Annotated in this window: 11 protein-coding genes; 3 read left to right on the forward strand and 8 right to left on the reverse strand. The window is 36.8% G+C overall.

The annotated features are described in order from the left end of the window. Nucleotides 1–36 precede the first annotated feature (36 nt). Nucleotides 37–852 carry an aldo/keto reductase gene (locus tag BMX83_RS02135; protein WP_091632689.1) on the forward strand — a complete coding sequence of 272 codons (816 nt, stop codon included), beginning with the start codon at nt 37–39 and terminating at the stop codon, nt 850–852. A gap of 74 nt (nt 853–926) precedes the next feature. Here BMX83_RS02135 and BMX83_RS02140 read toward each other — a convergent pair whose 3' ends face one another. Next, nucleotides 927–1,607: an N-acetylmannosamine-6-phosphate 2-epimerase gene (locus tag BMX83_RS02140; protein ID WP_091632692.1), complete on the reverse strand. Its 681-nt coding sequence runs from the start codon at nt 1,605–1,607 to the stop codon at nt 927–929. A gap of 176 nt (nt 1,608–1,783) precedes the next feature. Here BMX83_RS02140 and BMX83_RS02145 point away from each other — a divergent pair, with 176 nt between their 5' ends. Next, entirely contained in the window at nt 1,784–2,500 is a 717-nt protein-coding gene (locus tag BMX83_RS02145; protein ID WP_091632694.1) for a GntR family transcriptional regulator, read from the forward strand. Nucleotides 2,501–2,552: 52 nt separating this feature from the next. On the opposite strand, the gene BMX83_RS02150 is transcribed toward BMX83_RS02145, so the two are convergent. The 6 genes from BMX83_RS02150 to BMX83_RS02175 form a co-directional block, all read right to left on the reverse strand. After that, a complete protein-coding gene (locus BMX83_RS02150) occupies nt 2,553–3,629 on the reverse strand; it encodes a bifunctional glycosyltransferase family 2/GtrA family protein (protein ID WP_091632697.1) in 1,077 nt (358 codons plus the stop codon). Nucleotides 3,630–4,293: 664 nt separating this feature from the next. Further along, nucleotides 4,294–4,860, reverse strand: a complete 567-nt coding sequence (locus BMX83_RS02155; protein WP_091632699.1) for a GNAT family N-acetyltransferase — start codon at nt 4,858–4,860, stop codon at nt 4,294–4,296. Nucleotides 4,861–5,076: 216 nt separating this feature from the next. Next, nucleotides 5,077–5,922 (reverse strand): aldo/keto reductase, encoded by an 846-nt coding sequence (locus BMX83_RS02160; RefSeq protein WP_091632702.1) that lies wholly within the window; start codon nt 5,920–5,922, stop codon nt 5,077–5,079. A 69-nt stretch (nt 5,923–5,991) separates the two neighbouring features. Beyond that, the gene (locus tag BMX83_RS02165; RefSeq protein WP_091632705.1) at nt 5,992–7,395 is read right to left on the reverse strand and encodes a M24 family metallopeptidase; all 1,404 of its coding nucleotides are present in this window, start codon (nt 7,393–7,395) and stop codon (nt 5,992–5,994) included. Between the two features lie 100 nt (nt 7,396–7,495). Continuing rightward, on the reverse strand, nt 7,496–8,731 hold the full coding sequence (locus BMX83_RS02170) for an MFS transporter (RefSeq protein WP_177170461.1): 1,236 nt from the start codon (nt 8,729–8,731) through the stop codon (nt 7,496–7,498). A 139-nt stretch (nt 8,732–8,870) separates the two neighbouring features. Beyond that, nucleotides 8,871–9,728, reverse strand: a complete 858-nt coding sequence (locus tag BMX83_RS02175; protein ID WP_091632711.1) for a metallophosphoesterase — start codon at nt 9,726–9,728, stop codon at nt 8,871–8,873. Nucleotides 9,729–10,081: 353 nt separating this feature from the next. Here BMX83_RS02175 and BMX83_RS02180 point away from each other — a divergent pair, with 353 nt between their 5' ends. Next, entirely contained in the window at nt 10,082–10,780 is a 699-nt protein-coding gene (locus tag BMX83_RS02180; RefSeq protein ID WP_091632714.1) for an SDR family oxidoreductase, read from the forward strand. Between the two features lie 208 nt (nt 10,781–10,988). Here BMX83_RS02180 and BMX83_RS02185 read toward each other — a convergent pair whose 3' ends face one another. Then, complete coding sequence (locus BMX83_RS02185) at nt 10,989–13,286, reverse strand: glycoside hydrolase family 65 protein (protein WP_091632717.1); 2,298 nt, start codon at nt 13,284–13,286, stop codon at nt 10,989–10,991. Nucleotides 13,287–13,415 lie beyond the last annotated feature (129 nt).

Below are 13,415 nucleotides of genomic sequence, written 5' to 3' on the forward strand. Positions count from 1 at the left end.
ATACTTATGGCAGATGAATAATATAGGAGGAATTGAATGATGGACAAGGAAACATTTACATTTAACAATGGTGTCAGCATCCCCAGTATAGGCTTTGGAACGTGGCAAATCCCAAATGAGGAAGCTTATGATTCTGTGACGATGGCTTTAAAAAACGGCTACACTCATATTGATACGGCCCTCGCTTATAAAAATGAAGAAAATGTTGGTAAGGCTATTCACGACTTCGATGTGAAACGTGAAGATATCTTTATCACAAGTAAACTTCCTGCAAATATTAAAGGCTATGATGAAACACTTGAAGCTTTCAATAAAACAATGACTCATTTAGGTGTTGATTACCTTGACCTCTACCTTATCCATGCGCCCTGGCCGTGGGACGATATAGGAAAAGAGTGTACAGAAGGAAACATCCAATCCTGGAAAGCTATGGAAGCCTTGTATAAAGAAGGTAAGATAAAAGCAATTGGTGTATCGAATTTTGAAATCAAACATTTAAAGCCTATCTTAGAAACCTGTGATATCGTACCTTTAGCTAATCAAATTCCCTTTTATATCGGAAAAGATCAAGAGAACCTTTTGGCATTCTGTAAAGAGCATAGTATTGTTGTCGAAGCTTACTCACCTCTGGCTACTGGAGATATTCTAAATCTACCTGAACTTAAAGAGATGGCAGAAAAATATGATGTGACCGTTGCACAACTAGCTATCCGTTATTGTTTAGAAAAAGATACTTTACCTCTGCCTAAATCAACGCATGAAAAACGTATTATCGAGAATAAACAACTTGATTTCAAGATTTTTAAAGAAGATGTTACGAAACTAGATAAAATTAAAGACGTTCGCAAGTAATTTCTGCATGCAAAAACCCGTTAACTCATACTCTTTAAAGTTAGCGGGTTTGCATTTTATCTAAACTTTTACTCCTAGTTATTCATCGTATCAATAAATCTCTTCGTTATCGCTTGTGGGCGCGTAATCGCACTGCCAACAACGACCGAATATGCCCCGTGATTTAATACAGCCTTTGCTTTTTCAGGTGTATCAACGTTTCCTTCAGCTATAACTGGTATGGAAATATTTTCTATATACTCTTTCAGCATAGCATAATCGTTCTCAAAAATTGATTCGTTTTCTGTATAGCTTGTATAGCCGACAAGTGTGGTTGATACAACATCAAAACCTAAACGCTCAGCCTCAACGCCTTCTTTAACGGTAGAGGTATCGGCCATCAAGAGAACATCATCATACTTTGCCCGAATAGCTTCTACAAATGCTTCAAGACTTTCCCCTTCAGGACGTTCCTGCTTCGTCGCATCGAGTGCAATCATGTCACTCCCCGCATCCATCAACTCATCTACTTCTTTCATTGTTGCTGTAATATAAACCTTTGATCCTTGATAATGACGTTTAACTAACCCAATAATTGGTAAAGAGGTCTGTTTTTTAATCTCTGCAATATCTTCTTTCGAGTTCGCACGTATCGCTGCAGCACCACCTTCTGTTACTGCTTTGGCCATACGTCCCATAATAAACGAACTATAGAGTGGCTCATCCGAGAGAGCTTGACAAGACACAATTAATTTATTTTTTACTATATTTAACATATTAGTCCCTCCAACTGCTTGATTTTTGCTTTTATTAAGTATATCATAACAAGTATAAGACGTGTTATTTATTCGTTTGAACAAAATTATAGTTGTCATCGAATGGCACAAAGTTCGTTTTTGGGTATGTTATACTCTACCATGCGAGTCAACTATAAAAGAAAGTTTGGTGCGTTATGAAAAAATATGAAGAAATTTATACTGATATTAAAAATAAAATTATTAATGGCGACTATTCTGCAACAGCACAGCTTCCTTTTGAAAAGGACCTATGTGAAGCTTACACCACAAGTAAGATGACAGTCAAGCGCGCATTGGATTTACTCGTTGATGAGGGGTTAATTATTAAGCGTCGTGGGTCAGGTACATTCGTTAAAGACTTGAGTCAAAAAGAAATTAATCGTATCACCCAATTGAACCAACTCAATGGATTTACAGCTACCTATGACAAGGATGGTAATAAAGTCACTAGTAAAATCTTGGACTTTGACGTTATCCAGGCTGATGACATTGTAATGGATAAATTAAATTTAAAACCCGGTAGTTTTGTTTACACTATTTATCGCTTAAGATATATAAACGATAAACCAGTTGTGTTGGAAAAAACAGCCATGCCTATTGAACGCGTCCCCGGCCTTGAGCAGACACATTTGGAAAATTCTATCTATCACTACCTTAAAGAAGACTTAGACTTAACTATCCAAAGCGCTCACCGTCAGTACACGGTTAAAAAAGCAGACGAAGATGAAGCTCTTCAGTTAGATATTGAGAAAGATGATCCCGTTGCTGTAACAGAACAAATCACTTATCTCGATACAGGCGAAACAATCGAATACGGTATAACAAAGTCACGTGCAGATATGTTTATTGCAGAAACAATTGTTACAAAATAACGAAAAAGAGTCCAACCTAGAAAAGACTAAACATCTTTAAGGTTGGACCTTTTTATTTTTCACGCGTTTTAAAGACAAGTGATTTTTGGATACGGTAACTCATAATAAATAAGAGTGCATCAATAACTATCTTTAAAATTAATTCCTTTATGCTGGTTAGTTGGAATAGCCAATACACACTTATCCCCGATACCAGTGCTACCACCAAAGCAAGTCCATAATAACTAATTAATGTTTGCTTTAAATTTTTATCACTTTCAAATACCCATCTTCGATTGAGTACAAAGTTAAATACACTAGATACGACGCGCGCTAAGATAGTTGCGACGATGATTTGACTCCGTGTGATTAAAAAGCTAAATAAAAATAAGAAGAATTGGAAAAAAGCAAGATCAATCAAAAAAGAAGAAAAAGATACACTCATAAACTTGAAAAAATTCTTGAACAGCAAGGCATAAATATCCACAGAATCTTTCAGCGCATTGAAGTGACTTTCGACATTATCTTCAATATACACCGTTTCAATAGGTACTTCTTGGAAAGTAATATCTTCTTTCACCGCAACAACAAGCATATTCGTTTCATAGCTATAACGCTCCCCTTCAATAGCTACGAAAGTTGACAAAAGGCTTATAGGAATTCCTCTAAGTCCGGTTTGTGTATCAACCAACCCTTTACCATATAAGAGTTTGAAAAGATGTTTAGTTATGGTGTTCCCCAGACGACTTGTCCAAGGTACGTTATCTTCATTAAAGCTTCTTACTCCAAGTACTAAAGCATTAGCTGCCTCTTCTTCCATTTTACAGGAAAGTTTGAGTACATCTTCGATTGTGTGCTGTCCATCGCCATCAACTGTAATGACTCCCGAATAGTCTGACGCATTTGGATCAGTTAATATGTAATTGAACCCACTCTTTAAGGCACGCCCTTTCCCCATATTGACGGAATGCGTTAATACCGTCACTTCCGGAAGCTTTTTAAGCGTTTCAAATAACGGGGCCTTCTCAGCAGCGCTACCATCATTGACGATAATAATGGATGCGTATTGTTCATCAATCAGCTTCCTTACATAAGGGAGGAAGGCATCATTTGGATTTAATACAGGAATAACAATAATAGTTTTTCTCATAAGGACTCCTTTGTAAATGATATTTATGATAAAACATAACTCTTACCATATTGTCTTTATTTTTTTATCATAACATATTTTGCTTATTCTATAATAGTATAAGCGACAATGGGCTAGTAATTTTTGAGTACTTTTGAGTAAAGATAGTCTGCTTCTATCGTCTTAGTGATACAGAGGAAAGGATTTTTAATTAAGGAGCGTTGCTCGGTTCGGACACTTCTCGAGTTTTCCAAGGCTAAATGTGTCGAACTACTCAATCTTCGACAGGTCAAGCCTTGTTTTATTTTTTAATGTGTCAAAGGTGGGCTGGGTTCGGACACTCTTGAAGTTTCCCAAGCGAAAATGTGTCGAACAACTTAATCTTCGACAGTTTCAGCCTTGATTTATTTTTTTAAATGTCGAAGTCGTGCCAAGTTCGGACAATTCCAACGTTTCCCAAGTGAGAATGTGTCGAACTACTCAATCTTCGACAGGTCAAGCCTTGTTTTATTTTTTAATGTGTCGAAGTCCACATATATTAAATATATAGATTAAAATCTCCCTCAAATTTCTTCACATTCATTTCTCAAAGTCTAAACTAAGATTAATCAATATATGTTGACGTGTAAAAAACGTCGTCTCCCTTAAAGGAAGGCGACGTTTTTTCTACCGATTATTCTTTGTTTTAGACTTTTTTAGTGTTTGACTCCATCTTTTGCCATTCCTCTTTCAGCAAGCCATAAATCACCATCGTAAGATATTTCCCATTGATATATTCATCATCTCGTCGAGTACCTTCTTGGATAAAGCCCAGTCTCCTGGCTATGTTTCTACTTTTTATATTTTCTTCAGCTGCCCAGATTTCAACTTTGTGTAGGTCACGTTCCATAAAAGCATAGTCCAACAGAGTGCTTACCGCTTTTGTCATAATCCCCAGTCCGGTAAAGTCAGGGCCTAGCCAGTATCCGATTTCTCCCGAACGCGTGGACCAATTAATATCTTGCAGACTAATGCTTCCAGCTATTTCGCCTTTATAGAGAATCAGACAATGCAAGGCTTGCTTATTTACATACTCAAGGAGATGCTGTCGGGTTGCCTTCTCAACATCACCAACCGATTGAACACTCTTTACCCACACCATGTAAGAGGATAAATGATCCCGCGATGAATCGATTAGTTGAAAAAAAGCGTCATTATCTTGATAATCTTTCAGCTTCAAAGAAATATTTTTATCAATGATTTTTGTAAACATTTCATTCGCCTCCTTCGGTTTGCTTTATTTTACCCAGTATAGCATGTAAGAAGCCTCTTCCTTCTTTTTAATGTAATTTTCAAAAGTTTTGAGTAACACTCTAATCGTTTATGCCCTATCTTTTTATGTTAATAATCGTTCCAAGAGAAAAACGCCCAGTAAATTTGCTACTGAGCGTTTTCTTGACCTATTATGATTTATGTTACTTGCTTTGACCTAGTCGAATTCTTCATATTCGTTTGGATGCTGACCTTCGACTCTTCCAGGTTCTCCTTTATCCAAGGTATTAATTAATTCAATCTCTTCATCCGTTAATGAGAAATCAAAGATATCAAGATTGGCCTTTTGATTTTTTGGAGAAGCCGCTTTAGCCACAGTTAATACGTCATTTTCAATATTCCATCTTAAAACGACTTGAGCGGGAGATTTTCCGTACTTCTTACCGATTTCTTTTAGAACATCTATATCTAAGACATTCAACTTGCCTCTTCCAAAAGGACTCCAGCCTTCTGTTAAAATACCGCGCTCTTTATTGACTCTAACCAATTCATTATTATTAAAATAAGGATGGCGTTCAATTTGGTTTGTAGCCGGCGTGACTCCTGTTTCATCAATGATACGATCCAAGTGTTCTTCCAAAAAGTTTGATACACCGATGGATTTGATTAAGCCAAATTTTTGCGCGTCAACTAATGCTTGCCATGCTTCGGCGTATTTATCTATTCTCGGTAAAGGCCAGTGGATGAGATACTTATCAAAATAATCTAACCCCGTACGATAAAGGGATTCTTGAATCATTAAAATAGCTTTATCATAGTCATGTGCTTCACCAGGAAGTTTTGAACTGATAATCAGCTCTTCCCTCGGAACTGAGGATTGCCTAACTGCTTCCCCAACCATACCTTCGTTATTGTAGTTCGTAGATGTATCAATAAGACGATACCCATTATTGATAGCGGAAAGTGTGCTCGCTACACCTTGTGTTCCTTTGACATAGACAGTACCAAAACCAACTTTAGGAAGGCGTAAACCATCATTTGTTTCAAAATAATGTTTATTCATAACTCTTGTCTCCTCTCAAACGTTCTTCATTTATTATACAAAATTTCAGTTTAAATCTAAAGCAAGGCATTAATTGGAGGGTGTTCCATCCCAGACCATAGCTTTGTTTTTATTTAATGCAAAGGGACGAAGGTAAGGTGTTGCATTGCCAGAAAGCAAAATATCCTTGTGAACATCTATATTCAATGTGTTTTTTACATAAGCTCTTCTTGCTTCCATTCGATTCCACACATCTGGATAATTGGTTTTCAACTGATTCTGTAACTCTTCATCAGCTAAAATCACGCCACCTTCTGCACTCACACCAGGATAGCCTTTGACGGAAGGAATTATATCTACCTGAAAAAGCATGCCACTTTTAAGTGTCGTTTCAGATGTCTCTTTCACTGGAGAAGCCATCCACTCTTCATCCGCTGTTAAATGTCCCGGATTCAATTCCCATCCATATTGATTTTTAGGGAATACTGTTTCAATTAAATTATAAAGCTCTTTCCCTTTCATGCCAATATGAACTTGCTCTAACCAAGCCGTTACCGCTGTAAAATATGGCTTCACGACTTTATCCAAGTAGTCTTTGTGTTCATCAAGTAATTCTGATTCATCATGAACGACTAGATGTGCACGACTTTGAAGGCCCCCTTTATAGCCGACTGTAAGAGATAATTTATCGCCTAGTTTCAGTTTGTTTTCTGAAGGATGAACATTTGCCTTTACAAAGCGTTGCCCTGCTGCTGCAATCGTAACAACGTTATTGGGCTGACCATAAGCATTTAATACGCCACCCAAATCCCATTCACTGACGCCAACCTCTATCGCGTCTAGTGTTTTCAGCATACGCTGCGAAGCTAAAGCTGCGCCAAATTCATAATGAGCCACTTCATTGACGTTGTTTTGGGTTCTAACACCTTCTGGTCCAGTGAATAAAGCAGTTGCGTTAACAACCTTTTCTTTCCCTGCCACAGAAATAATCTGCTCAAGAATGTAATGCGGAATATCGAAATACTTTTTGTTATCCGTTTTCCCTGTAAATAATTTCCAACCAGCAATACCCACATGCTTATCAGATTTAATTACAGAATCGTTAAGCAGCTCATTCAACGGTGTTTCAGGCTCCATTGGTTGATCTGGAAGTGAAAAGTGCGGGACATGGATAAGTTCGCCTTTCAATCGCGCATGATCAATTAGTTTTAGATTTTCATTACCAAGTAAATAATAAACCTTACCATCATCATGAAGAACAAGGAGCCCTTCTTCAAAACGTGTCAAGAAACCAGTCAAGTATTCAAAATTTGACCCATGTTCTAGATCCTCATAAATAACCAAAGTAGACAAACCGTCCGCTTTCATCTTTTCAAGAACTTTCTCATACCGTTCATTCATTGTTTCATCAGTCAACACAACCTGTTTTAAGTCCTCTTCAGGGAGCGGCGCTGGAACAGTTTGGTAACTTGCATTTTGATAAGTGTAATTCATTGATATCCTCCTATATAATCATTACTTTCATCATAGCATATTATATATGAAGAAGATAAGAGTAATTAATATAAATGAATTTTTTCAAATCATTCGTTTTTTAATTAGCAACATTGCGTGCTTTTAAACGATTCACAATACTAAATATAACGAGCATATTTAGTATGTTGATTCCTGTTGCGACTGCAAAAGCTGGTGAATAGGATCCTGTGAAGTCATAAATAAACCCTACAGCTGAAATAGATATTGCACCTCCTAAACTATTTGCGAACGCTAAAATTGGATACAAACGAGTAAAATGGTAGCGTCCGAAAAATTCTTTCGTCAATAATGTCACACTGACGGATGGGATAGAATAAGCCGCACCAAATAAAAATGCTCCCACATACAAAATAGATATCTGTTCAAAGCTTAGTAAAAGCGTGCTAGATAGGCCAATGATAAGCAAGACACCAATGGTACTTTTTACAGGTCCAAAATAATCACTAATATAACCAAGTCCCAATTTAAATCCGATACTGCTAACCATTGCAATTGACAACATCGTTGCGCCAATCTCTGTCGTATAACCAATCGACTGAACAAAGCCTGGGAAATGTTGTGGTACACCAATTAATAGTGTTTGAAGAAGTGTGAACATAAATAAGAGTCCAAAAGTTAACATAGAAACCTCGCGTTGTTCATCCCTTTTCAGAATGTCATTTTCTTTCGCTTGTCCTTCTTCCGAATCATCTGTTCCATAAGGCAAATATCCGCTATCTCTAGGATTCAAAGTATATGGAACAAGTATCGCTGGTAATGAGAACAGCACAATAAGCATTCCCATAAATCGATAGGACTGCTCCCAACCGATAGATAAAATTAAATTAGAAAAAACAGGGGAAAATATTGCTCCACCGATACTACTAAAGCTCAGAACAATACTTGTCACAAGGCCGTGTTTTTCACTAAACCATTCATTGATTGCAATAGTCAACGGAACCCACGCTAAAAGTCCCGTACCTATTCCTCTAATCGTTCCTAAAATATTAAATTGCCAAAGTGCTACTGACCAACCGAGTAAATAGTTTGCCCCACCTGCCAAAAAAACACCTGCAAAAAGTGTTTGCTTGAAACCAAAACGTCTAATTAATCGCGGGACGTAAAGCGACATGACAGCTTTCATAAATAAACTTAACGTGTTGTGCATAGCAACTGATCCACGGTAAACGTTTAAGGTATCAGCTATTGGAGTGATAAACACACCATTTGTCATAACGGGCAACCCTACAGCACTGATTGCTACCCCACACATCATGACCGCAACTGTCCAATGTTTCATACTTTTACTTTGCAAATTATCTCTCCTCATCATGCAATACAGTGCAACACATCGCATTATAGTGCAATGTAATTAATAGTGACTATTATACTTAACTCTACGGGTAGAAGTAAGAAAAGTCGGTTATTTCTCATTGAAAAATTACTTCACATATTTATTTTGTTTCCAAAGTTATAATCACCAGTTCTGGACGGTTAAAAATGCGCAATGGAAAAAGACTATTACCAAGACCACGGCTGACAATCATCGCGGTGTCATGTGAGTTATACAATCCACTTGTGTATTCTGGTAAAATGCCTTGCGAAGGAGCATACAGTCCTTCGATAAAAGGCAATCTAATTTGTCCACCATGTGCATGGCCAGCTAAAGCTAGATCGATACTCCCTTGCTGGTAGACATCGATAAGCTCCGGTCGATGCGTTAAGAGTAAGGAGAATAGTTCAGGATCTACCTCTACTCCCTCATTAATTTCACTAAGAATAATTGCTTCTTTTGACCCTTCTTTTTCAATCTCTTCTTGAAAAATGGAAAGTGGATCAGCCACTCCAATTAAATTTATTTGCTGCCCATCCTTTTCTAAGAGTTGGTTTGCGTTATCTAAATTGACGACACCGAGAGTATCAATAATTCTTTTCAACTCGTCATACTTGCCTGATGCAACTTCATGATTGCCTGATACAAAATAGACTGGCGCATGTATTTTGGCTTCCTCTAGAAAGGCCTTTGCAACAGCTAAATCTGTACGATTGCTATCAATAAGATCCCCCGTTATCACTATAATATCAGGTTGTTGTTTTTCTATCCTATCAATCAATTCATCACCGAATGCCTTGTTATGCAAATCAGAAACTTGCGCAATTTTATAACCATTAAAATTTTCTGGGAGCTCAGCATTCTGATAGTTGTAACGCGAAACTTCTATAGCATTATTTCCCCAATAAAGAAAATAAGCCAGCCCGGCAAGAAGAACGAGCATTAGTCCAATTTTATACGGCTTTCTCTTTTTATTCATTATAATCCCCTCAATAAATCGTTTGCTCTTTTAATATTGGTTGATCCTTTTCGTTACTATGGAACGTTAAGTATTATATCCTTTATTGAAGTTTTATTAAAGTGATTTCACTTTTACTTTTTCAAAAGAGGATCATGTATTGCTCTAATTTTATGGAAGTTTTACTCCATATATTTAGTAACTATCGTATTGATTAAAAGCTGTAAAATACTCAGACCGATTCCTCGCCTAGTCTCTTTAAACCTTTATCTTTTGCTTAGTATTCCTATAATGTATCATCTTTAAAAATTGCTAAAAAGCTAAATATCTGGTACTTTGATAGTGAGAGATAGAAATCGAAGGAGGAATAATTAATGGAAGCAAAGCATGTCGTTATTACAGGTGCCGGTAGTGGTTTAGGCTCATCCCTTGCTCTAAAATATTCAGAGATGGGTCATCACGTTACACTTATTGGCCGAACATTCAGCAAGCTGAAAAAGGTTTCTGAAAGCATAGAGTCAGACAACGTTTCAATTTATACGCTGGATGTATCATCTAACAAAGAGGTTAGAAAAGTCTTTTCAGATATCAAAGAAGAAAATGGGCCAGTAGATATTCTTGTAAACAATGCAGGTGTGGGTGTTTTTGATAAAGCTGAAACTATTTCCGAAGATGCTGTCGATCAAATGATTGATATCAATCTAAAGGGAACCATTTTTTGTACGCAAGCCGTCTTGCCGGATATGAAAGAGAGAAATTCAGGAACAATTATTCAAGTTATTTCAACAGCAGGCTTAACCGGTAAAGTAACTGAATCCGTGTATTGCGCAAGCAAGTTTGGCGCTCGAGGATTCACAGAAAGCTTGGTTAAAGAAGTTGCCGATACAGATATTCATGTTTTAGCTGCTTATATGGGTGGCATGAAGACTAATTTCTGGGATGATATTTATGAAGAAGAGGAAATCACACATTTAATGGAACCAGATGACGTCGCTGATATTATTCTAGCGAACGTTAAACCACGTAAAAACCTTACAGTACCAGAAATCGTTATAAAAAATCACATAAATTAGAAAGTTAAAGAGGTTGGGGTTTCCCAACCTCTTTAACTTTCTAATTTTTTTGCTATTATTGTCTTAAAAAAGACAACTAAAGCAGTCTTTTCTTATTTTGTTGCAACCACCAAACAACTAGTTTTTTACATTGATCTATTCTTAACGTTATATATAGCACATAAATAGGGATGTGACTGGCATGTTCACATCCCTATTTTATTTTCATTTATTTTAACTGTCTTTCCTCATTGAAATGATTTATAACAAGAGGTTCCCCTTCAATCAATTTGTATTCCGTTTTTTCCTTTTTAATGGAGACTTTTATGATTCGTCCTCGGAATGTCACTTTAAAGGTAACCGCTTGCCATTCTTTTGGTAGACGTGGATTAAAGTTTAGCCTGTCGCCAATAAGTCTTAATCCGCCAAAACCATATACCATACTCATCCACGTTCCACCCATATTTGCAGCATGAACACCATCTCTCGTATTGCTCTGTAAATCGCTTAAATCCATCAATGCTGTATCCATGAAATACGTATACGCCTTCTGCATAAACCCTAATTCACTAGCCATCATACCAAAAACTGACCGAGATAAGGACGAATCATGAGTCGTGACAGATTCATAATAATTATAGTCGCGTACCTTTTGATCATGGGAAAACGCATGTGAGAAAATGAATTGAGCTAAGATTGTATCTGCCTGTTTATTTACCTGGTAGCGATAAATCGTCAAAGGATGATAATGTAGAAGGAGTGGAAACTTTTCTTTTGGTGTATGTTTAAGATCCCATACTTCTTTATGGAAGAAACTATCATCTTGCATTGTTAATCCTTGCTCTTCATCGTACGGTAAAAACATTTTTTTCTGAGCATTTTTCCAATTCTCTAATTCCGGATGTTTGAAATTAATTCTTTCCAGTACATCTTTGCCTCGCTCTTCATTTGATTCGAGGGTAGCTTCAACCATCTCAATGGCATACTTGAAATTATGTTTTGCCATGAGGTTTGTATAATAGTTGTTATTAACAATTGCTGTATATTCATCCGGTCCAGTTACATTATTTAGTACAAAGGCTCCTTCTCGCTTCTCATCATAATGCCCCCAATTGGCATAGAAGCGTGCAGTTTCTACAAGGATCTCAAGTCCTTCATTCATACCAAAATGCTTGTCCCCAGTCACTTTTATATAGGTATAGATTGCATGAGCAATATCTCCGTTGATATGAATTTGTGCTGTTCCAGCAGGATAATAAGGGCTCGCTTCTTTGCCATTAATCGTACGCCAAGCAAATAGCGCACCTTCATCTATGGACATAATGCGTGCTCTATTCCTTGCTTCTTCAAGTATTGTGTAACGATAGGTTAATAATTGCTTAGCTATCTCAGGTTGTGTGTAAAGAAAAAAAGAAAGCATGTACATTTCAGTATCCCAGAAATAATGCCCTTCATATCCTTCACCCGTGAGTCCTTTTGCAGACATGTTACGTTTGCCGTCCCGACCAGCCGCTTGATGTAAATGAAATAAATTGAAACGCAGTCCAACTTGTAATTCATCATTGCCTTCAATTTCAATATCAGACATATTCCAAAATTTTTCCATATGCTTTATATGTTTTTCTAAAAGGTTTTCAAAGCCAAGGACAGATGTTTCGTTGAGGATTGTTGCTGTCTTTTGAGCGATTTCTTCTTGTTTGTCCTCTTCGTCAAACATGTTGCTATACGCAACTAATCGTTCTAACACAACAGGTTTACCTTTTTTAGTTTTAACTATAAATTTTTCAGAATTATTTTTATTATAAATGGGACTCTTGAAACCCTTTAATTTATCTTTCTCTCCTACAATTAAATGGCACTTTGTATGGTTAGTTTCTATATGCAACAAATCGACAGAATCTTTTTTAAAACGTTCTGAATGAAAACGTCTTTCTCCTTGTTCCTTAACTCTTGGATCCTTGCTTGTATCTTTTTTTCTACTTCCTAACTCTTTCAAATCGTCAAGTTCCGTTATGATTTCTAATTCATTGTTATCATTATAGGGAGTCACTGTAATTTTTTGTGCTAGCAGTTCTTTGTGATCATAAGAAACAAACCGAATAATTTCTACATCAATTTTATGACCTTGAGTATTTTCCCATGTAAAGGTTCGCTTCAATATACCCTTTTTCAAATCGAGTTCACGCTTATGCTTAGTTGTCTTGCCAGCCTCCAAATCAAAAATCTCATGATCTAATTTGAGCGTTATCTTTTTACCGTTTGGTACGGGGATAATCGTTTGATGCTCTTTGGCATAACCATAAGCCCATTCGCCATACTCAATTGGTTCACTGTCATAAAATGCATTTACGAGTGTTGCTTCACTATTACTATATTTACTAGGACTGTTGATCTCTTCCAAACTTCCTCGTGTACCAAAATGGCCATTGGATAAGGCAAAAAGCGTTTCGTTTTGTCGTATGATTTCAGGATCCGTTCCTTCTTCTGTCAAAATCCATTTAGACTGTTTTACTTTCAAAGTATTCATCGCAATCCCCTTTCTTACAGTTAACTTCCCTTCATTTATACTTAATCACATTATATGACAGATGAGTGGTAGATTAACAATAATACGGATATGGAGGTTCATTTTCATACATTTTATAAAAAAAGCCAG

The sequence above is a fragment of the Alkalibacterium gilvum genome (assembly GCF_900109085.1).
GTDB lineage: Bacteria > Bacillota > Bacilli > Lactobacillales > Carnobacteriaceae_A > Alkalibacterium > Alkalibacterium gilvum.

Excerpts from the sequence above, each read along its gene's own strand:
- BMX83_RS02135 (WP_091632689.1), top strand. The coding sequence starts at position 37 with ATGATGGACAAGGAAACATTTACATTTAACAATGGTGTCAGCATCCCC.
- BMX83_RS02140 (WP_091632692.1), bottom strand. The coding sequence starts at position 1,607 with ATGTTAAATATAGTAAAAAATAAATTAATTGTGTCTTGTCAAGCTCTC.
- BMX83_RS02145 (WP_091632694.1), top strand. The coding sequence starts at position 1,784 with ATGAAAAAATATGAAGAAATTTATACTGATATTAAAAATAAAATTATT.
- BMX83_RS02150 (WP_091632697.1), bottom strand. The coding sequence starts at position 3,629 with ATGAGAAAAACTATTATTGTTATTCCTGTATTAAATCCAAATGATGCC.
- BMX83_RS02155 (WP_091632699.1), bottom strand. The coding sequence starts at position 4,860 with ATGTTTACAAAAATCATTGATAAAAATATTTCTTTGAAGCTGAAAGAT.
- BMX83_RS02160 (WP_091632702.1), bottom strand. The coding sequence starts at position 5,922 with ATGAATAAACATTATTTTGAAACAAATGATGGTTTACGCCTTCCTAAA.
- BMX83_RS02165 (WP_091632705.1), bottom strand. The coding sequence starts at position 7,395 with ATGAATTACACTTATCAAAATGCAAGTTACCAAACTGTTCCAGCGCCG.
- BMX83_RS02175 (WP_091632711.1), bottom strand. The coding sequence starts at position 9,728 with ATGAATAAAAAGAGAAAGCCGTATAAAATTGGACTAATGCTCGTTCTT.
- BMX83_RS02180 (WP_091632714.1), top strand. The coding sequence starts at position 10,082 with ATGGAAGCAAAGCATGTCGTTATTACAGGTGCCGGTAGTGGTTTAGGC.
- BMX83_RS02185 (WP_091632717.1), bottom strand. The coding sequence starts at position 13,286 with ATGAATACTTTGAAAGTAAAACAGTCTAAATGGATTTTGACAGAAGAA.